Origin of the sequence: Leucobacter coleopterorum (assembly GCF_011382985.1) — a bacterium.
Lineage (GTDB): Bacteria > Actinomycetota > Actinomycetes > Actinomycetales > Microbacteriaceae > Leucobacter > Leucobacter coleopterorum.
On record NZ_CP049933.1, the window covers coordinates 922310 to 942192 of the forward strand.

The following is a 19883-nucleotide window of genomic DNA, read 5'->3' on the forward strand; positions in this document are numbered from 1 at the left end:
AAGGATTCAGCTGGGACTTCTGAGCGCAGCTTGTGGAAAACCCCGTCCGTGTCGGAGGGGATGACTAGGCTTGAACCATGAGCAGAATCGAGGACCAGTTGACCGAGACTGAGGCGAGCAAGCCTGCAGCTGCGCGACCCTCTGAAGACGGTTTGCTCGGTCGTATCGAGCTCATCGAAGCTCAACCACTCGAACAGCGCGCGGCGCAGTTCGAGCAGGTCCACGACGAACTGCTCGCTGAGTTGCAGCGGGGTGACCATGGTGGCGCCTGATACCTGGCAAGAGGCGAACCCAGAAACTCAGCGCTCGGCCGTGTGGGACGGGGAAACCGAGCGGCTTGACCGTGCGCTGCCTGAGTTAGGTCTTGCCAGGTCCCGTAGCCAAGCCAGCGAAATGATCCTCGCGGGAAAGGTGGCGCTCAATGGTGCCATCGTGATGAAGGCCGGGGCGAAGACGGTTCATGGATCCCGAGTTGAGGTCAGCCTCAGTGACCACTACGTGAGCCGGGCCGCTCACAAGCTTCTTCGAGCACTCGACGAGTTTCCAGTGGACCCGGCGGGTAAGCTCGCGCTTGACCTCGGTGCCTCTACGGGAGGCTTCACCCAGGTGCTGCTTGAGCGTGGCGCCAGAGCCGTACAGGCGATTGATGTGGGGCACGCGCAGCTCGTTTCAGAGCTGCGTAAAGACGACCGTGTGCGTGTGGTCGAGGGCTGCAACGCGCGGGAGCTGACGGCTGAGAGCCTGACCGAACTGACGGGAATCGCGGATGCGCCGGAGTTGGTGGTTGCTGACCTGTCTTTCATTTCTTTGGGTCTGATTCTGCCCGCAATTGCCCGGGTGGTGGGCTCGCAAGCCGACGTTGTGCTGCTCATTAAGCCTCAGTTCGAGGTTGGACGGGTGCGCGATGGGGTCGTCACCGACCCTCAGCTGCGTGCCGAAGCGATCAGGATCGTGCTCCGCGCCGCTGCAGAGAATGGGTTCGCCGCAAGTGCCCTCGCTCGCTCCCCGATTCTTGGTGGGCAGGGCAACCAAGAATACCTGGGACACTTCACGCGCACGGGCGGGCTCGATCCGGCAGAATGGGAAGCGCGGATTACGGAACTGGCTGCGGGCCACTTCGAACCCGACACTAAATCCAAAACGAACGGAGCGGCATGACCACGGTGCATGGTGAGCGGGCACGACGAATTCTTGTCGTCTCCCACACGCACCGCGAAGAAGCGGTCGCTGCCACGATTGAGGTAGTTTCTGCGCTGCACGAGGCCGGGGTGGATCTGGTGCTTGAAGCGCAGGATCGCGAAGACTTCGGCTCGTACTTTGACACTTCTGGTACAGCAGAACTCGGTAATGACGTTGCCGTTGAAGACTTAGAAATTGCCCTTGTGCTTGGCGGTGACGGCACCATCTTGCGCGCTGCCGAACTGATTCGCGGCTCAGAATGCCCCATCGTGGGCGTCAATCTCGGGCACGTCGGATTTCTCGCCGAGATGGAGAGCTACGATCTTGCCTCCACGATTGACCGAGTGCTACGACGCGATTACACGGTCGAGGAGCGGCTCACAATCGAGGTACGCGCCACGCTCGACGGTGAAGTGATCGCAGAGACCTGGGCGCTGAATGAAGCGAGCGTTGAAAAGCGTCGGCGCATGCTTGAGGTCGCTGTGGGCGTCGACGATCGTCCGCTCTCGTCTTTCGCCTGCGATGGTGTGGTCTTGGCGACTCCAACAGGTTCAACCGCGTACGCGTTCTCTGCCGGAGGGCCGGTTGTATGGCCCGGAGTGCAAGCGATGCTGCTCGTGCCGATTGCCGCGCACGCACTGTTTAACAAGCCTCTGGTCACAGGTCCCGATTCTGAATTGACCGTGCGAATTCTGCCGGAAAACGTCGGACCGGGGTTCTCTGGTGCGATGGGCGTCGCCGCACGGAACTGCCTGCGGGCTCCGTGGTGAGTGTTCGACGCTCCCAGCATTCGGTGCGGCTCGCTCGGCTGAACGAGGCGGTGTTCTCCGACAGGTTGGTTCGTAAGTTCCACTTGCCCGTTGACGGCTGGCGAGGCACACGTAGGGGCACAGGGAGTGTCGCATGATTGAAGAACTGAGGATCAGAGACCTCGGCGTGATCGTCGACACAACGCTGGCGCTGGGGCCAGGATTTACTGCGATCACCGGTGAGACTGGCGCTGGCAAGACCATGGTCGTCAGTGCGCTTGGACTGCTCATGGGAGCGCGCGCGGACGCCAGTGCCGTGCGAAACGGGGCTGCTCAGGCTCGAGTGAGTGGTATTGTTCGCACTAGCGATCCGCAGGTCGCCGAGATCGTCGACGAGCTCGGTGGAGACGTCGAGGAGGGCGAACTGCTGATGGGTCGCAGTGTGAGCTCTGAGGGGCGAAGCCGGGCGAGTGTCGGCGGCGCCAATGCTCCCGCGGGCAGCCTGGTGCGTCTTGCAGAACGCCTCTTTGCGGTGCATGGCCAGTCTGAACAGCTGCGGCTCCGATCCCTCGCCGCGCAGCGTGACACCCTCGACCGGTTCGGCGGCGAAGAGATTTCGCGCGTGCTCAGCACCTACCGCGAGGTTCACCGGGAACGACAGACACTTGCCGCCCAAGTTTCAGGCCTTCGTGATGCGCTCGAAGAACGCATCATCGAAGCCACCCGTTTGCGAGCCGAGCTCGACGAGATCGCCGGCATTGATCCGCAACCTGACGAAGAGACAGAGCTGGCCGAGCGGATCGAGCTACTGAATAACGTCGAGGCTTTGCGGGCAGCCACCTCGACGGCTCACGAGGCACTTGCAACGGAGTCAGATGATCCACTGAGCCGCGATGCCGGAGGGCTGGTGGACTCCGCGATTCGTGAGATTGAACGCGTCGCAGGGTTTGATCGACGGCTTGAAGCCACCCTTGAGACCCTGCGCAGCGCAAGCTTTCAAATAGCTGACGCGGCACGTGAGCTCGCCGCCTACGCGGGAGACCTCGACCAAGAAGGACCCGGTGAACTTGCGCGGGCCAACGAGCGTTTTGCGATGCTCGGAGTGCTGTTTCGACAGTACGGCCCGAACTCCGCCGCCGTGATCGATTACGCCGAGACAGGCGCGCGACGCCTCGCCGAGCTTGACGGTGACGACGCAACCATCGAGGAGCTCGAATCGCGACTCGCTGCGGCAACTCAACACGAGGCCGACCTTGCTGCCGAACTCACGCGGTTGCGCACGGACGCGGCCGTGGAACTTTCGGAGCGTGTGACAGCCGAACTGCGACAGCTCGCACTTCCTGACGCCGAGTTTGTTGGCGAGGTGAAACCACTCGACGAGTTCGGCGGGTCAGGGGCAGACGAGGTGCAGTTTTTGCTGAGCCCGCACCCCGGAACATCGCCGCGGCCAATCGCAAAGAGTGCCTCTGGTGGTGAGCTCTCGCGTGTCATGTTGGCGCTTGAGGTTGTTGTTGCTGCGGTTGACCCCGTGCCAACATTTGTCTTCGACGAGGTTGATTCTGGTGTTGGTGGTGCCGCCGCCATTGAGATAGGTCGAAGGTTGGCGCGGCTGGCCCGAACGTCGCAAGTCATAGTGGTGACGCACCTCGCCCAAGTCGCTGCCTTTGCGAATAATCACCTGCGTGTGGTGAAAGATTCGAGCGGTGGGTTTACGGAGAGCAGCTGTCGCAGGCTTGATGGTGACGAACGCCTTGCAGAGATGGCGCGCCTGCTCTCGGGGCTCAGTGATTCAGCGAGCGCGCTCGAGCACGCAGCTGAGTTGCTTGAACTGCCAAAGTAACCCACTCCAGACGACGTAAATGTCCTTGGCGGCTGATACGCTCCATCCATGGTTAAGTTCTGGGGACGACGCGGCAATAAAGTCCAGCCCGACAAAGAAGGTGATAGTGCTGCGCAGGCAGCCTATCTAGACACGCACCCTGATGTCGTGCACGTTGACCTCGAGCAACTCGACGCAGAGACTCGTGCGATGTACCGTGACTCGCGCGAGGCAGCGGCAGATGCGCAAGAAGAACGCGCGAAGGCTCCCGTAAAGGAGTTTTTGGTCCGTAGCCCATTCCAGCTTGGATTCACCGTCACTCTGGGTGTACTGGTCGCCCTGTTGTTTGGCACCATGGTTGGGCAGCTCAGCTCAATCATTATGTATGTGGTAGCCGCCCTGTTTGTTGCGCTCGGACTCGATCCCGTCGTGCGTTGGCTGGAGCGCAAGGGGCTCAAACGACCACTTGGGATAGGGGTGGTGTTTGCGAGCTTTGTGCTTGTTATTGCGGGGTTGCTCGCGATTATTATCCCGATGATTGCGAACCAGGTTACCCAGCTCATTAAGAGTGCACCAACCCTCGTCAGGGATATCACAAACCAACCCTGGTTTTCCGACCTTAATGACCGCTTTGGGCAGTTCATTGATTTCGATGGTCTCCTCAAGATGGGGCAGGATCTCGTAAGCAAGCCAGAAAACTGGGCGCAGGTTGCTGGCGGAGTGTGGCAAGCAGGTATCGGCATCGCCAACGGACTTACCGCGGGTTTGATCGTGCTGATCCTGACCCTCTATTTCCTCGCGTCGTTGAAGACCATTAAGCGGGCGTTCTACACGCTTGTGCCGCGCTCAGGGCGCTCGAAGGTCATCGACATTACCGAGCAAGTCACGAAGTCCGTCGGCGGTTACATCAGTGGCATGGTCACACTCGCGTTTATTAACTCAGTGCTCGGCTTCATCATGATGACGATTGTTGGTGTGCCGTTCGCTGGCCTAGTGGCGGTCGGCGTGTTTATGCTCGCGCTGATCCCCCTGATCGGTTCCCTGATGGCAACCGTGCTCGTGGCACTGGTCGGGTTGTTCGACTCGCCGACGACGGCCCTCGTCGCCGCAATTTATTACTTGATCTACATGCAGATCGAAGCGTACTTGCTCACACCGCGCATCATGAATCGGGTGGTTTCTGTGCCGGGTGCCCTTGTTGTTATTGGCGCGCTTGCGGGTGGCACACTGCTCGGGTTGCTTGGTGCGCTCATCTCCATCCCAGTGACGGCTATGGTGCTGATGATCATCAAACAGGTGTGGGTGCCCAGACAAGAGCTTCGGTAACACAAACGCTTACACGACACGTGAGTTCACTGATAGGATTGAAGCCCGTGGGAGTAGACAAGAACGCGGACCAGGCCGGTATCACCAAACACATCTTTGTGACCGGGGGTGTTGTCTCATCGCTCGGTAAGGGTCTTACCGCTGCGAGCCTCGGAAATCTGTTGACTGCGCGCGGCTTGAGGGTCGTTATGCAGAAGCTTGATCCCTATCTCAATGTTGATCCTGGAACAATGAACCCGTTCCAGCACGGTGAGGTGTTTGTCACCGACGATGGGGCCGAGACAGATCTCGATATTGGTCACTATGAGCGATTCCTTGGCATTAATCTGTCGCAGGCCGCCAACGTGACGACGGGGCAGATTTACTCCACCGTTATCGCGAAGGAACGCCGTGGTGAGTACCTGGGAGACACCGTTCAGGTGATCCCACACATCACTAACGAGATCAAGCGTCGTATGCGCCTGCAGGCTTCCGAGACCCCGCAGCCTGACGTGATCATTACCGAGGTGGGCGGCACCGTCGGTGACATTGAATCGCAGCCCTTCCTTGAGGCTGCGCGTCAGGTACGCCACGAACTCGGCCGCAACAACGTCTTTTTTGTGCACGTTTCGCTTGTGCCATTTATGGGTGCTTCCGGCGAGCAGAAGACCAAACCAACCCAGCACTCAGTTGCGGCCCTGCGCTCCATCGGCATCCAGCCCGACGCGCTTGTGCTTCGCAGTGATCGCCCGGTGACCAGCGACAACCTTCGTAAGATCGCGCTCATGTGCGATGTTGACGAGAGCGCCGTAGTTAATGCGATCGACGTCAAGAGCATCTACGACCTCCCGAAGCTGCTGAACAGCCAGAAGCTGGACCAGACCATCGTTGAGAACCTGCAGCTCGACGATCGTGCGACCGAGGTTGTCTGGTCCGGATGGCAGCCGGTGCTCGACGCTGTTCACCACCCCAAGGGGGAAGTGACGCTCGCGCTCGTCGGCAAGTACATAGATCTGCCAGACGCATACCTTTCGGTTACCGAAGCGCTGCGTGCTGGCGGTTTTGCTCACTCGACGAAGGTCAACATTAAGTGGGTCGCCTCCGATGACTGCGAGACGCCAGAGGGCGCGTTCGAAGCGCTGGGCGACGTCAACGGCATTTGCGTGCCCGGTGGGTTTGGAGTGCGAGGCATCGAGGGCAAGCTCGGTGCACTGCGATTCGCTCGTGAGAACGGTATTCCGACCCTGGGCCTGTGCCTCGGCTTGCAGTGCATGGTGATCGAGTACGCACGAAACGCTGCAGGCCTCGAGGGGGCCTCCTCAACCGAGTTTGATCCAGAGACCCCGGTTCCCGTCATCGCTACGATGGACGAGCAAGTCGACATCATCGATGGCGGCGACCTGGGCGGTACCATGCGCCTCGGCATCTACGAGGCGAAGCTCGCCGAGGGATCCCTCGCGGCCAGCCTCTACGGCGCAAACACGTCGAAGGAACGGCATCGTCACCGCTATGAGGTCAACAACCGCTACCGCGATCAGATTGGCGAGGCAGGACTCTCGTTCTCCGGCACCAGCCCAGACGGCCAGCTCGTTGAGTACGTAGAGCTGCCCACAACGGTGCACCCCTTCTACATCGCTACCCAGGCGCACCCCGAGCTGCGGTCGCGCCCGGGCCGCCCGCACCCGCTGTTTGCGGGGCTCGTGGAAGCCGCAATCGAACGTCGTGAGGCCGCACGCCTCTTCGAGGTAGAGAGTGGCGACTAACAACTCAGACGTGGGCTCGTCGCTTATCGACGAGCCGGCTGCGCCGCGAGTACTCGACACCGAAGTGCTCGTGCGCGGCCATGTCTGGGATATTCGTCGCGACAGGTTTGAATTTGGTGGGGTCACGCTCGAGCGTGACTACATGGATCATCCGGGGGCCGTCGCGGTGCTCGCGCTCGACACTGAAGATCGTGTGCTGCTGATCAAACAGTATCGGCACCCCATTGCACATCGCGACTGGGAGATCCCCGCTGGCCTTATGGACATGCCCGGCGAATCCGGTTTGCGGACCGCCCAACGGGAACTGGCCGAGGAAGTGGACCTGGGGGCCGAACGCTGGGATTTGTTGCTAGATCTCTTTCTCTCGCCTGGAGGATCCAGCGAGGCAATGCGCGTGTTTCTTGCTCGCGATCTCCACACGGTCGACCACGATTACGCGCGTAGTGAAGAGGAGGCCGAGTTTGTGCCGCACTGGGTGCCGCTCGAAGACGCCGTTGCTGCGGTGCTTGATGGCAGCGTCAAGAACGCGGTTACGGCGAGTGCCGTGCTCGCCGCCCTGGCGGCAAAAGGCAGGGGTTGGAAGACGCTGCGCGATCCCCAGTTGCCCTGGACCGCCCGCGAGTCCTCGCGGGGAGAACGTTCGGCCTAATGGACCTGACCGCATCGCAGGGAGCGCAACGGTACCTGCGCTATGTCGCCATAGAACGTGGGCTTTCTGCAAACAGTCAGGCTGCCTATCGCAGAGATCTTGAGGCGTATACCGCGTGGCTGGAAACACGGGAGCTCGAGAACCTTGCCGAGGTCACTCAAGACACCCTCGCAAGCTATGTGGCAGAACTCGCGGCGCAGGGCTTGGCCTCGGCATCGATCACTCGTCGTCTGTCGACGGTGCGGGGAATGCACCGGTTTCTTTTCGACGAGGGGCTGCTCCCGGAGAATGTGGCGACGACCGTGCGCACGCCAAGGCGGGCCCAGCGCCTGCCAAAGGCACTACCAATCGAAGAGGTTGAGGCCCTGCTTGCCGCTGCCGGGGGCGAGGATCCCGTTGCTCTGCGAAACCGTGCGCTTCTTGAGCTGCTTTACGCGAGTGGTGCACGCGTGAGTGAGGTCACCGCGCTTGACGTTGACGACCTGCTTGCTGCGCCCGATCAGGATGACGCCTGGGGAGATCCTGAACACGCACTAGAGGAGGGCGGGTTCTTGCGGGTCACGGGCAAAGGAGCGAAACAGCGAATCGTGCCCTACGGTAGTTACGCCGGGCGTGCGCTCGCCGCCTATCTGGTCAGGGCGCGTCCCGCGATGGTGGCTCACGGACGAGGAACCCCCGCGCTGTTCGTGGGGCCGCGTGGCGCGAGACTTTCGCGGCAGAGCGCCTGGCTTGTGATTCGTGCGGCTGCAAAGCGCGCCGGCATTACGGACGAGGTGTCGCCGCACACGCTTCGCCATTCTTTTGCGACCCACCTGCTTGCCGGTGGGGCAGACGTGCGCACGGTGCAGGAGCTGCTGGGCCACGCATCCGTGACCACAACGCAGATCTACACTCAGGTGACGGCAGACACGCTGCGAGAACGCTATCTCGAGGCGCACCCGCGCGCAAAGTAGCCCGCGACTTTATCTCCCAGGAAAGTGTGCGAGGATTGATGCCTCGGTGACATCAGTCTTTGAGTTGACACATGGTGCCGGGCGGATTGACTGGGGAGTCTCCATCTATGGAAGCGATGATTCGCTGTGCCATGGCTGTCTTCCTGTCTTGTCTGCTTGTTTGGGAAACGCGCGCCATGCTTTCGTCGCCGAGGCAAACTCTTTTGGGGGGAAGTTTAATTTTGAGTGCACATTTTGCGACCGCTCACTCGAGCCGATTTGTGTTCACCTCGGCTGTGTTGATTGCGGGGCTGGCTTTTGGTGCGGTAGCGCCGGTTGGTAGTGTGGCGCCTGCAAACGCCGTTGGCCAGGAAGCTTTTGATGCCGCGGTGCCGACGAAGACCCCTGGTCTCGTGGGAAACATTCCGCTTGACCATAACGATCTTGCCGCCGCGACTACCAATGCGCCTCCGGCTCAGCAGACCCGATCGAGTCGTGCCGCACTCCCAGACGACAACGAACTGGTGGATATGCCGGATGCTGCGCTGAGATCAGCGGTGCGTGCTCAAGTTGGCGGCTCCGGTGCCTTGACGAGAGGGGATCTGCGCAAGCTCGACGTGCTAAAACCAAAGAGTGCTGGGATAACCGACCTTACTGGTCTTGAGTATGCGTCGAAGCTACGGTTAGTGGACCTGAGTGGAAACCCAATCGCAACGATTGAACCAATGCGGGGTCTGTCTGCGGTCCAGCAACTTAATCTCTCGAGCACACTGATCAGTGACATTGATCCTGTGTCAACAATGCCACTCATCGACTACCTCCAGTTTAACTGGACAGAGGTTGCTGACCTTGAGCCGCTACGTGGAAAAACTCTTCTGTGGCGCATTGAGCTTGCGGGAACAAAAGTCGCTGACCTCGACCCTGTGAGCGGCATCACCAATCTCATTGAACTGTATTTCCAAGAGACTCCGGTAAGTGACTTGAGCCCGCTGGCTACCCGCACCAAACTCATTACGCTCTCAGCCCCAAACACCGAGGTCTCCGACCTCTCTCCAGTCGCGGGATTCCAAAACCTTGAGATTGTGAATGTTAACGGGGCGAGGGTGTCTGATCTCACTATGATCGACACCTGGCCTGCTCTCAGGCAGGTCGGGTTTCTCAACCAGCGTGTTGCTGGCGCACCCGCAGTAGCGTCTGTGACTGAAACGACGTACCGCAGGGCAGTGGCGACAGCTGAGCCGTTTAGGATGCTTGAGGGTGTGGTGCTCACCACATCATCTGGAGCCACTACGACTCCTGAGGGAGTTACCGTGTGGTCGGGCCTCGCCGACGGCGCGACAGCGCTGACGACTAAGGTCGCGGGTGATCCGTGGCCGGGATCGGGTGCCACCTACTCGGCGACGCTCACCTACTCCCTGTCGCGAGCTGACTTCGTCGAAGCTCCGCCAACAGCATCTTTGGATCGGGCCTACAATTTTCAGTTGAGCGTCACTGATGGTTTTCTTGATGGGCCCTTTGCGCTGACGAGTGGAGAGGTGCCCGGACTTACGGTGGACGCCACCGGAAAGATTTCCGGGACACCAACTGAACTGGGAACGTTCCCGATCACCGTGACCCGCACGGATGCGTTCGGCAACGTGATCACGGGAACATTCACGTTTACTGTCGCAGAACCGGTCGACGTAACAATCACCGGAAATGATGTTGAAGTGACTTACGGTCAGGCCACGACGATTGACGTCAGCGTGGTTGACCCTCCGGATCCTGTGAGCGCAGTTGTTGAGATTGATGGGGCCACCTATGGCCCGATCGCCCTTGAGGGCAATTCTGTCGAGCTGAGCTTTCCAATTCCTGCTGCCGCGCACTCCGCGGGAGAGCACTCCGTGTCGATGTCTGTTGTTGACACCGAGACTGGGAAGCTCGTATTTGCATCGGGCTCGGCGAAACTGACGGTGAAGCAGGCATCGACCACGACTGCTGTTGCCCTCAACAAGGATCAGAAGTCTGTCGCTGGCAAGGTAACGGGTCAACACGGCACTATCCCAACTGGCGCTGTCACGCTCACGTCTGCGGGCAAGAGTATTGGCACCGCAACGGTCGCGAACGACGGTAGTTACAGTGCAACGCTTACGAACTGGTCGATCCCCAAGGCTAAAGAGACCCGAACAATTGTGGCTGAGTACGCGGGAGATAAGAACCACGCGGCCTCGAAAGTGTCGGTCAAGGTGACGGTCGCGCCAACTGCAGTGAACCCGGGTCCCTGCGCTGCTCCTCGCAAGGTGCCCGTGTTCGCCGATACGTCGCTGTCGCACAAGTTCTACAAAGAGATCGACTGGATGGAGTGCATGAAGTACTCCACCGGATGGCGTCAGCCGGTGGGTAAGCCGCTCTACAAGCCTCAGAATAACCTGGAGCGTCAAGCAATGGCGGCGTTCATCTATCGCATGGAAGCTCCCAAGAACTACAAAGCTCCCAAAGTCTCTCCGTTCGCTGACGTGAAGCCAGGCGATTCTTTCTACAAAGAGATCGCGTGGATGTACGAGGCTGGTCTCTCCACTGGCTGGAAAGAGCCTTCTGGTAAGCCGACGTTCCGCCCCTACAACTCACTCTCGCGTGAGGCCATGGCAGCGTTCATTTACCGCATGGAGGCCCCGAAGGGATATAAGGCTCCTGTAGTGTCGCCTATGACGGATATGAAACCCGGCATGTCGTTCTACAAGGAGATCTCGTGGATGTATGACGAGGGGCTCTCAACGGGCAACCGAGTTGGTGCGACGAAGGAATACTGGCCGAAGGACGAACTTTCGCGACAGGCGATGGCGGCGTTTATTTACCGGCTTGTGCTGAACTATAGGCCCAGCAAGTAATTCGCGTTTCGGTAACAACTGCGCGGGCCGGGGGAGAAGAGTGCTTGCGCGGTATTTACTCGCCTCGCCCGCTCACTTGTTGGGGCAGCTGGGTGCCATTCCCCACGATAGGATGGAGCGTCGGAGAACGTAACGAAAGGGGGCCGGGATGGCGAAAGACCAGGTAGTGCTGGGGCCAACCGGTCGACCCGAAACGATTATTCCCGCGCCAAAGCCACTCGCGCAGCACGGGCCAGCCCGCATCATCGCGATGTGTAACCAAAAAGGTGGCGTCGGCAAGACCACAACGACCATCAACCTGGGTGCCGCTCTCGCGCGTTACGGACGTCGTGTGTTGCTCGTTGATTTTGATCCGCAGGGCGCGCTCTCTGCCGGGCTTGGGGTACAGGCACACGATGTGCCCACCATCTACGACCTCATTCTTGGCAAAGAGAAGGATCCCCAAGAGGTGATCCAGCACACCGAGACCAAAAACCTCGATGTGATCCCCGCCAATATTGACCTGTCTGCCGCCGAAGTTCACCTCGTGACCGAGGTCGCCCGCGAGCAGATTCTCGCGGGTGTGCTGCGCAAGGTCGCGGCCGACTACGACGTGATTCTGATCGATTGCCAGCCGTCACTCGGCCTGCTCACGGTCAACGCTCTGACCGCAAGTCACGGCGTGCTGATCCCGCTTGCCTGCGAATTCTTCGCCTTGCGCGGCGTCGCGCTGCTGATCGAAACGGTCGAGAAGGTTCGGGATCGTCTCAACCCCCAGATCGAGGTCGACGGAATTATCGCGACCATGTATGACTCCCGCACGCTGCACGCACGCGAGGTGCTTGAGCGCGTGGTCGATACCTTCGGCGACACGGTCTTCGACACCGTCATCAGCCGTACCGTGAAACTGCCTGATGCCTCGGTCGCCGCGAAGTCAATCTTCGATTACGCGCCTACGAACCTCGCCTCTGAGGCTTATCTGAAGCTCGCCCGTGAGGTCGTGCAGCGGGGCGTTGTCGCTTAACGCGGGTCGCAATGGACGAAAACGTGGGCAACGCAGACAGCGTCGCCACTGTGGAGGACGGCGCAGGGTTTCACGTCACACTTGAGGTGTTCGACGGCCCTTTTGACCTACTTCTAAATCTCATCGGCAAGCACGAGCTAGACATCACCGAAGTCGCACTGAGCCTTGTGACCGATGAGTTTATTGCCTATCTGGCAACGCTCGAGGGGGAGGGGATCGAACTGCTCGACCGCGCCTCCGAGTTTCTGGTGGTCGCAGCGACACTGCTCGACCTGAAGATTGCAAGCCTGCTGCCGCAGGGCGAAGTGGTGGATGCCGAAGATATTGCTCTGCTCGAAGCGCGGGATCTGCTTTTTGCACGCCTGCTGCAGTATCGAGCCTTCAAACAGGCGAGCGATTGGTTCAAACGGCAGCTTGAAGCCGAGGAGACCCGGCACCCGCGATTGGTGCCGCTCGATGCAAAGTATCGAGAACAAACTCCCGAGCTGGTGTGGAGCCTGTCCGCAGAAGACTTTGCGGCGATCGCGATGCTGGCGTTTGCGCCGCGCGAGATCCCGACCGTGGGCCTTGACCACCTGCACGCGCCGCTTGTGTCGATTCGCGAGCAGGCGGCCATAGTGGTGTCGGCGCTGCGCTCTGGCGGCGTGCATCGCTTTCGGGAGCTGATCGCTGGTGTCTCGGAGCGAGGAGTGATCGTGGCGAGGTTTCTTGCAATCCTCGAGCTGTATCGACGCGCCGCGGTGAGTTTCGAGCAGGCTGAACCGCTGGGAGAACTGAGCGTGCAATGGGTCGGCGAAAGCTGGTCTGACGACGAACTTGCAACACTGGGGAGCGACTATGACTAGTGGAAACGTGACTGATGTGAACAGCGCCACTGACGTGCTGGAAAACGAATCTGAAGAATTCGAAGAGCCTTCGACCGAGCTAAGTCGTGCCCGCGAGGCCCACTCGCTCGCTCAGCAGCTCGAAGCGCTGCTTATCGTCGCCGACGAGCCCTTAGCGCCGTGACGCTGGCGACAGCCACTGACCGCCCCGTGCGTGAAGTGCGCGCCGCACTCAAGTCGCTGATCGCTGATTTTGAGGGCACGGAAACGGGATCCCCGCGTGGATTTGAGCTGCGCGAGGTCGCGGGTGGTTACCGCTTCTACGTGCGCGAGAGCCTCGACCCTGTTGTTGCGGACTTCGTGCAGCAGCAGACGCCGTCAAAGCTGTCGCAGGCTGCACTCGAGACGCTCGCCGTGATCGCGTACCGGCAACCTATCTCGCGCGGTGCGATCGCATCGGTTCGCGCGGTGAACGTTGACTCGGTTGTGCGCACCCTGCTGGGTCGCGGGCTGATCACGGAGGTTGGGCAGGATCCCGAAACTACCGCAACACTGTATGGAACCTCCGAGGCTCTGCTGGGGCACTTGGGCATTGGCGATGTTTCCGAGCTGCCGCCTATTGCGCCACTGCTCGACGACGGATCGGAAGGATTCGATAATGAACAGTTCTAGGGAAGATTTCGGGGGCTCATTCTCCGTCGACGGTGAAACCGTTGAGGTGGATCTCGCCGAGTTCGGGTGGGATCGACCGAGCGCTGCCTCGGCCAAACCCGACCACAATGACGACGGTCGAATTCGCCTGCAGAAAGCCCTCGCCACCGCGGGAGTGGCCTCGCGTCGCGCCTGTGAAACGCTGATTACCAGTGGTCGGGTTGAGGTAAACGGCGAGGTGCAGCGCGAGCTGGGGTCGCGCATCAACCCCGAAACCGACACCGTGCGTGTTGACGGCGTTGTTGTGCAGATGGACGTTTCCAAGCGATACTTTGTGCTCAATAAACCACGCGGAGTGGTCTCGACGATGCGCGATGAAGGCGGACGACCCGACCTGCGTGAGTTCACGGAGGAGATTGAAGACCGGCTCTACAATGTTGGCAGGCTCGATACCGATACGAGCGGCCTGCTGATCCTGACCAACGACGGTGAGCTCGCCCACAAGCTCGCCCACCCGAGCTTCGGTGTGCAGAAAACCTACGTCGCGAAGGTTCGTGGCCGCGTCACCGGCGAAACGCTGCAGCGCCTGCGAGAAGGCGTTGAGCTGAAAGACGGTCCGATCCGGGCGGATCGTGCGAAGCTGCTGCCTGGCGGTTCCAGTAAGACCCACTCGTTGATTGAGGTGACCCTGCACTCGGGACGCAACCGCATCGTGCGGCGCATGCTCGCCGAGGTGGGGCACCCGGTCGAAGAGCTGGTGCGTCGGCAGTTTGGGCCACTGCACTTGGGCACGCTGCGGGTTGGTGAAATGCGCGAGCTGTCCGCTGGCGAGCGCGGCGCGCTGCTGTCTGCGGCTGACGAGGATGGTCAGTATCCAGAGCAGCCAGGTGGCGGTGACCGCGGGCAGGACCGCGGCGCCCAGGGCGGGCGGCAGGATCGTGGACGCGGCGCCGTGACGGGTGGCCGACCGGGCGATGGCAAGGGCGCTCGTGGCATGCGCGGGATTGCCGCGAAAGGCAACCCCCACAACCGTCGCGGCGCGAGTGGGGCAGGCGGCGGCTTACAGGGACGCGGTGGCCGCAGTTCGGACGACGGCGGGTACCGCGGTAAGCCGAGACAGGGGGATCACGATGAGCGCAGCAGGTAGTCAATTCTTGAAAGCGCCGAACAGCACGCTCGATGAGAGCGCTCCGAGCGCACTCGCCGCGCGCGTTCGTAGCGCGGTGCACGTGATCGGTGCCGGACTTCTCGGTGCGAGCGTTGGGCTCGGGCTGCGTGAGCGCGGTGTTGACGTGACGCTTGAGGATCAGTCACCAACGACCGTGGCGCTCGCCGCCGATTATGGGGCTGGGCGACTGCGCACCGCGCAGGATCCCGAACCGGCGCTTGTCGTTGTTGCGACCCCACCCGATGTCACCGCCGACGTGATTGAGCGTGCGCTGACCACGTACCCGAACGCCGTTGTCACGGACGTTGCCAGCGTCAAACTCGCCCCGTACCTGGAACTGTTGCGACGCGGACTCGACCTCAAGAACTACGTCGGCTCACACCCGATGGCCGGCCGGGAACGTGGCGGGGCGATCATGGCACGCGCCGATCTGTTTGTGGCGCGCCCCTGGGTCATTTGCCGAGACCACGAGACCCCCGCCGAGGCGCTGGCACTCGTGGAAGACGTTGCCCTCGATCTTGGCGCGACCCCGCTTGAAATGACCCCGGAGGAGCACGACCGGTCGGTCGGTCTGGTATCGCACCTGCCGCAGGTGATTTCGAGTCTGCTGGCGGCACGGTTGATTCCCGCGAGCGAGCAAGCGGTTGGCCTGGCCGGTGCCGGCCTGCGCGATACGACCCGCATTGCGTCGAGCGACCCCGAGCTGTGGGTGCAGATTCTCGGCGCGAATCGCGCGCCGGTGGTAGACCTGCTCGACGCGTTTGGAAAAGACCTTGCCAGCTTTGCCGATGCACTGCGCGACCCCGAGCAGACTGGAGCGAAGCGGCGCATTGCCGACTTGCTGTCTTCGGGGAACCGGGGCGTTGCGCGCATTCCCGGTAAGCACGGATCTTCTGAGCGATTCACCTCGATCATGGTGTTGATCGACGATACGCCGGGCCAGCTTGGCCGCCTGCTCACCGAACTCGGAGAACTGGGCATTAATATGGAAGACTTGCGTCTTGAGCACTCGCCAGGTGCGCAAATCGGCTTCGCGGAGATCGCGGTGCTGCCGGAGGTCGCCGAACGTGCGGTTACGGATCTCGTCGAACGCGGATGGAGGACGCTGTGAGTGATGCTGTGAACACTGGCGGTTCTGGCGCGGCCGCGCCGATCCTCGTCGCTATTGACGGACCGGCTGGCAGCGGCAAATCGAGTGTGTCTCGTGCCGCCGCTGAGCGGCTCGGGTTTGGGCTCCTCGACACCGGTGCCGCGTACCGCGCGCTTGCTTGGGCGGCGCTCGAAAATGAACTCGATCTCGACGACGAGGTTCTGGTTGCGGAACTCGTCGAAAGCTGGGGATACGTGACAACACTGGTCGGAGAGCCCGCCATAGAGGTGGTGCTTCCGGCCGCTATCGGGGTCAAGGGTCACGATGTGACCGATGCAATTCGGGATCCTGCGATCAGCGGTCAGGTGTCGCGGGTGTCGAAGCACCCCGTCGTTCGGGCCCGGTTGAACGAGATGTTTCGTCGCATCGTCGCTGAATCAGAGTTGCCCGGTGTGATCATCGAGGGGCGCGACATTACTACCGTGGTGGCGCCAGACGCGCCGGTGCGGATCTTGATGACGGCCTCGCCTGAGGTGCGTGCCGCGCGCCGCGCTGGTGAGCTGCAGGGAGCAGACCACGAGCAGGTGCTGGCAGACATCATGGCGCGGGACGCAAAAGATGTGTTGGTCGTCGACTTTATGAACCCCGCTCCCGGGGTGACGCTCATTGACACGAGCGATTTGGATTTTGGGCAGTCAGTTCAGGCTGTCATCGATGTGGTGCAGGCGGCGCAATCGACCGCTGCGGAAGAGAGTGGAAAATGAGCGAGCAGAAGCCTGGAACGGGTGCCGAGCAAGATGGGCCCGAGGTTATTGTTGCATCGGGTGATAGCGAAGGGTTCATCTTCAATGGTCAGGTTCTCGTAAATGAGGACGGCGATGTGATCGCAGGTGAGGGAGTCGACGACTCGGTGACCGATGAGGAGCGCCTGCGTGCGATGCGCTCGAACCTCGACGCGTTTGAACTTGAGGACGATGACATCGCGATCATCGGTGAAGACGGCGAGTTTTTGGGCTTCCGCGAGCCGACCTCTGAGGCCCTGCCGGTTGTCGCCATTGTTGGTCGCCCGAACGTTGGTAAGTCGGCGCTGGTCAACCGTATCCTCGGACGCCGCGAAGCCGTAGTTGAAGACGTGCCTGGGGTCACGCGCGATCGTGTGACTTACCCTGCCGAGTGGAATGGCATCCGTTTCTCTTTGGTCGATACCGGCGGCTGGGAGCCTGATGCGAAAGGCATCGATGCTTCGGTCGCGCTGCAGGCTGAGGTTGCCATCGAGCTGTGCGATGTCGTGATGTTTGTGGTCGACTCGCGTGTAGGCCCGACCGCCACTGACGAGCGTGTCGTACAGCTGCTGCGCCGCACGAACAAGCCGGTCTTCCTGGTCGCGAACAAGGTTGACGACGCTGTGCTCGACCCCGAGGCCGCACAACTGTGGTCGCTCGGGCTGGGCGAGCCGCACGCCGTGTCGGCGCTGCACGGTCGCGGTGTCGCCGACCTGCTCGACCAGGTCATCGCCGCTCTTCCTGAAGAGTCGGCGGTTGCACAGCCGAAGCTGCTTGGGCCACGCCGAGTGGCGCTGCTTGGGCGCCCAAACGTCGGCAAGTCAAGCCTTCTGAACAAGGCCGCAGGTGAAGAGCGTGCGGTTGTCAGCGATATTGCCGGCACCACGCGTGATCCCGTCGATGAGCAAGTGGAGATTGCTGGCCGAGTGTGGACCTTTGTCGACACCGCCGGTATTCGTCGACGTGTGCACATGCAGAAGGGCGCTGATTTCTACGCCTCGCTGCGCACCGCCGCCGCCCTCGAAAAGGCCGAGGTCGCTGTTGTGCTGATCGATGTAACCGAGTCGATTAGCGACCAGGATCTGCGCATCATCGACCTGGTGCTTGAGTCGGGCCGTGCGCTCGTGCTGGCGTTCAACAAGTGGGATCTGCTTGACGACGAGCGCCGACGTTATCTCGAGCGCGAGATTGAACAGGATCTGGCCCACGTGGAGTGGGCTCCACGTGTTAACATCTCGGCTCGCACCGGACGTCACCTTGAGAAGCTGGTGCCCGCGCTGGAGATGGCTCTCGATTCGTGGGATACGCGGATCCCGACTGCCAAATTCAACGGCTTTGTTGCCGAGTTGGTGCAGGAGTTCCCTCACCCGCTGCGTGGTGGCAAGCAGCCGCGCATTCTGTTTGGTACTCAGGTGCAAAACCGTCCGCCAACATTTGTGCTGTTCACCTCGGGATTCCTTGACCCAGGCTACCGCCGCTTTATCACGCGCCGCTTGCGCGAAACCTACGGTTTCGAGGGCAGCCCCATCGTGATCAACATGCGCATCCGCGAGAAGCGCCTGCGCCGCTAGTCTTAGGCGGATCTGGCTGGCCTTCGCACCGAGAGAGCCCACTTTTACATCGTTCGTTTGAACTGAATGATGTAAAAGTGGGCTCTCTCGGTGTTTTGGGAGGACTACGCCAGAACGAAGGGGAGCGCGAAGATGCCAGCGGCGATGGCCATCGAAATGACGAGGATCCCCACCGCGGTGATTGCCAGGATAACGCCGTTGATCCAGACACCCCAGAGAGCGAGTGTGCGCTCGGAGGTGCCGCGGCGCAGCGCGAGCATGCCAAGAACGAAGCCTATGATCGGGGCGACGAACGTCCAGCCGGCGACCACAGACGCGATCCCGAGCACAAAGCTCGTGATAGCAAAGCCACGGTTCGAAGTCGCGCTTGGCCCGGGCGCTGATGTGGCTGCGGGAGTCGGTGTTGCAGTGTTTTCTGAGTCCGGAACGGTGAACTCAGTGGGCTCAGTGCTCTGCGTAGGCACGGTGCCGGTGTTTGCCGGGGCCTCGATTGCTGCGAAAGTGGTGGTGGTCATGATGATCCTCCCTGTTGATGGTCTTGGATCGCCTTGAGTGGTTCGACCCTGATACCAACAAAGTTACGCGCGATCGGCGGTACCGCACGTCCTGCTGCGGTACCGCCCCGTCGTACCTCGGTACCGGTTTCGCGCCGATAGCTAGTGCGAACCAGTGAGGGTGGTGCCCTTCGGAGCAATGAGGAACACGACGGCTGCAACCGCGAGCATGAGGCCACCACCCACGAGCCCGGTGACCTGTAGTGCATGGGTGAACGCGATACCCGCGCCCTGGGCAAGGTCAGGTAGCCCAAGGTCAGCGGCGATTGCCATCGCCGCTCCGAGAGACTCCCGTGACTGGTCAGCGAGTTCGGGTTTGAGGCCGTCGAGTAGTCCCGAAGCAGTGAACTCTGATCGATACAGCAGCGCTGAAATGCTGCCGAGGATCGCGACTCCGAGCACAGCTCCCAGCTCATAAGAGGTTTCTTCGAGCGCGCCTGCGTTGCCTGCCTTCTCTTCCGGGGAGCCCTGCATGATCATGGCAGAACCAATCGCGAGGGAACCTGTACCCGCTCCCACGAGGGCCAGCGCGATCAATACAGTGGTGCTGTTGAGTTGTCCCGGTTGAAGGCCTACGGCCAGCATGCCAATACCCGCGAGTCCAACGCCGCCTGCAAGCACCGCACGGGCACCAATCACTCGGGCGAGAGGCGGTGCCGTGAGCGAAGCAACTGCCCCTGCAATCGCCACAGGGAAGAGCCGGATACCGGCCTCGACGGGAGAGGCGCCATCGACGAGCTGCATCCACTGCGCGATCAGTAACAGTGCGGCAACCATCGCAAATGTCGAGCCGAGGGCGGCGATGATACCCGCTGAGAACTCGCGATTGCGGAAAAGCTGCAGATCGAGCAGCGGCTCGGGGCTGCGCAGGCATCGCACAATGAACCATGCAAGAAGTGCAGCGCCGACCCCAAAGCCGACGAGCGCGGGGAGGCGAAAGTTGCTTCTTTGCCGAAGGTCTTCACTGCCCACACCAC

15 protein-coding genes and 3 pseudogenes are annotated in these 19883 nt (G+C 61.1%); 16 read left to right on the plus strand and 2 right to left on the minus strand.

From position 1 onward, the window contains the following. Positions 1-77: 77 nt before the first annotated feature. The 16 genes and pseudogenes from G7066_RS04245 to der all read left to right on the plus strand — a co-directional run bounded on the left by G7066_RS04245 (position 78) and on the right by der (position 18352). Positions 78-272 (plus strand): hypothetical protein, encoded by a 195-nt coding sequence (locus G7066_RS04245; RefSeq protein WP_166329317.1) that lies wholly within the window; start codon positions 78-80, stop codon positions 270-272. After that, on the plus strand, positions 259-1158 hold the full coding sequence (locus tag G7066_RS04250; protein ID WP_166329319.1) for a TlyA family RNA methyltransferase: 900 nt from the start codon (positions 259-261) through the stop codon (positions 1156-1158). Before G7066_RS04245 ends, G7066_RS04250 begins: the two co-directional genes overlap by 14 nt. Then, positions 1155-2086: pseudogene (locus G7066_RS04255) on the plus strand (NAD kinase). Before G7066_RS04250 ends, G7066_RS04255 begins: the two are co-directional and overlap by 4 nt. After that, the gene (recN, locus tag G7066_RS04260) at positions 2083-3768 is read left to right on the plus strand and encodes a DNA repair protein RecN (protein ID WP_166329321.1); all 1686 of its coding nucleotides are present in this window, start codon (positions 2083-2085) and stop codon (positions 3766-3768) included. Before G7066_RS04255 ends, recN begins: the two are co-directional and overlap by 4 nt. Before the next feature lie 48 nt (positions 3769-3816). After that, on the plus strand, positions 3817-5073 hold the full coding sequence (locus G7066_RS04265) for an AI-2E family transporter (protein WP_166329323.1): 1257 nt from the start codon (positions 3817-3819) through the stop codon (positions 5071-5073). Positions 5074-5102: 29 nt separating this feature from the next. Continuing rightward, positions 5103-6815 (plus strand): CTP synthase, encoded by a 1713-nt coding sequence (locus tag G7066_RS04270; protein WP_425280762.1) that lies wholly within the window; start codon positions 5103-5105, stop codon positions 6813-6815. Next, positions 6805-7464, plus strand: coding sequence for an NUDIX domain-containing protein (locus tag G7066_RS04275; RefSeq protein WP_166329325.1), 660 nt, complete (start codon positions 6805-6807; stop codon positions 7462-7464). Before G7066_RS04270 ends, G7066_RS04275 begins: the two co-directional genes overlap by 11 nt. Then, positions 7464-8417, plus strand: coding sequence for a site-specific tyrosine recombinase XerD (gene xerD / locus G7066_RS04280; protein WP_166329327.1), 954 nt, complete (start codon positions 7464-7466; stop codon positions 8415-8417). Before G7066_RS04275 ends, xerD begins: the two co-directional genes overlap by 1 nt. A 221-nt stretch (positions 8418-8638) precedes the next feature. Then, the gene (locus G7066_RS04285) at positions 8639-11263 is read left to right on the plus strand and encodes an Ig-like domain repeat protein (protein ID WP_166329329.1); all 2625 of its coding nucleotides are present in this window, start codon (positions 8639-8641) and stop codon (positions 11261-11263) included. Between the two features lie 148 nt (positions 11264-11411). Then, complete coding sequence (locus tag G7066_RS04290; RefSeq protein ID WP_166329331.1) at positions 11412-12266, plus strand: ParA family protein; 855 nt, start codon at positions 11412-11414, stop codon at positions 12264-12266. 11 nt (positions 12267-12277) lie between these two features. Further along, positions 12278-13111 (plus strand): segregation and condensation protein A, encoded by an 834-nt coding sequence (locus tag G7066_RS04295; protein ID WP_166329333.1) that lies wholly within the window; start codon positions 12278-12280, stop codon positions 13109-13111. 37 nt (positions 13112-13148) lie between these two features. After that, positions 13149-13762: pseudogene (gene scpB / locus G7066_RS04300) on the plus strand (SMC-Scp complex subunit ScpB). Between the two features lie 121 nt (positions 13763-13883). Continuing rightward, positions 13884-14627 (plus strand): annotated as a pseudogene (locus G7066_RS15735) (pseudouridine synthase); the annotation flags it as partial. A 244-nt stretch (positions 14628-14871) separates the two neighbouring features. Next, complete coding sequence (locus G7066_RS04310; RefSeq protein WP_166329337.1) at positions 14872-16020, plus strand: prephenate dehydrogenase; 1149 nt, start codon at positions 14872-14874, stop codon at positions 16018-16020. Then, positions 16005-16763, plus strand: coding sequence for a (d)CMP kinase (gene cmk, locus G7066_RS04315; protein ID WP_166329339.1), 759 nt, complete (start codon positions 16005-16007; stop codon positions 16761-16763). Before G7066_RS04310 ends, cmk begins: the two co-directional genes overlap by 16 nt. Then, positions 16760-18352 carry a ribosome biogenesis GTPase Der gene (gene der / locus G7066_RS04320; RefSeq protein WP_166329341.1) on the plus strand — a complete coding sequence of 531 codons (1593 nt, stop codon included), beginning with the start codon at positions 16760-16762 and terminating at the stop codon, positions 18350-18352. The genes cmk and der overlap by 4 nt, the downstream gene beginning before the upstream one ends. Positions 18353-18456: 104 nt before the next feature. Here der and G7066_RS15220 read toward each other — a convergent pair whose 3' ends face one another. Then, positions 18457-18867, minus strand: a complete 411-nt coding sequence (locus G7066_RS15220; protein WP_205881524.1) for a DUF4190 domain-containing protein — start codon at positions 18865-18867, stop codon at positions 18457-18459. 141 nt (positions 18868-19008) lie between these two features. Next, a complete protein-coding gene (locus G7066_RS17335) occupies positions 19009-19878 on the minus strand; it encodes an MFS transporter (RefSeq protein ID WP_341873855.1) in 870 nt (289 codons plus the stop codon). Between the last annotated feature and the right edge of the window lie 5 nt (positions 19879-19883).

What these genes read in the sequence shown, in the direction of transcription:
- G7066_RS04245 (WP_166329317.1), top strand. Translation starts at nt 78, where the DNA reads ATGAGCAGAATCGAGGACCAGTTGACCGAGACTGAGGCGAGCAAGCCT.
- der (WP_166329341.1), top strand. Translation starts at nt 16,760, where the DNA reads ATGAGCGAGCAGAAGCCTGGAACGGGTGCCGAGCAAGATGGGCCCGAG.
- xerD (WP_166329327.1), top strand. Translation starts at nt 7,464, where the DNA reads ATGGACCTGACCGCATCGCAGGGAGCGCAACGGTACCTGCGCTATGTC.
- G7066_RS04265 (WP_166329323.1), top strand. Translation starts at nt 3,817, where the DNA reads ATGGTTAAGTTCTGGGGACGACGCGGCAATAAAGTCCAGCCCGACAAA.
- G7066_RS04295 (WP_166329333.1), top strand. Translation starts at nt 12,278, where the DNA reads ATGGACGAAAACGTGGGCAACGCAGACAGCGTCGCCACTGTGGAGGAC.
- G7066_RS04250 (WP_166329319.1), top strand. Translation starts at nt 259, where the DNA reads ATGGTGGCGCCTGATACCTGGCAAGAGGCGAACCCAGAAACTCAGCGC.
- G7066_RS04310 (WP_166329337.1), top strand. Translation starts at nt 14,872, where the DNA reads ATGAGCGCAGCAGGTAGTCAATTCTTGAAAGCGCCGAACAGCACGCTC.
- G7066_RS15220 (WP_205881524.1), bottom strand. Translation starts at nt 18,867, where the DNA reads ATGACCACCACCACTTTCGCAGCAATCGAGGCCCCGGCAAACACCGGC.
- G7066_RS04290 (WP_166329331.1), top strand. Translation starts at nt 11,412, where the DNA reads ATGGCGAAAGACCAGGTAGTGCTGGGGCCAACCGGTCGACCCGAAACG.
- cmk (WP_166329339.1), top strand. Translation starts at nt 16,005, where the DNA reads ATGGAGGACGCTGTGAGTGATGCTGTGAACACTGGCGGTTCTGGCGCG.
- recN (WP_166329321.1), top strand. Translation starts at nt 2,083, where the DNA reads ATGATTGAAGAACTGAGGATCAGAGACCTCGGCGTGATCGTCGACACA.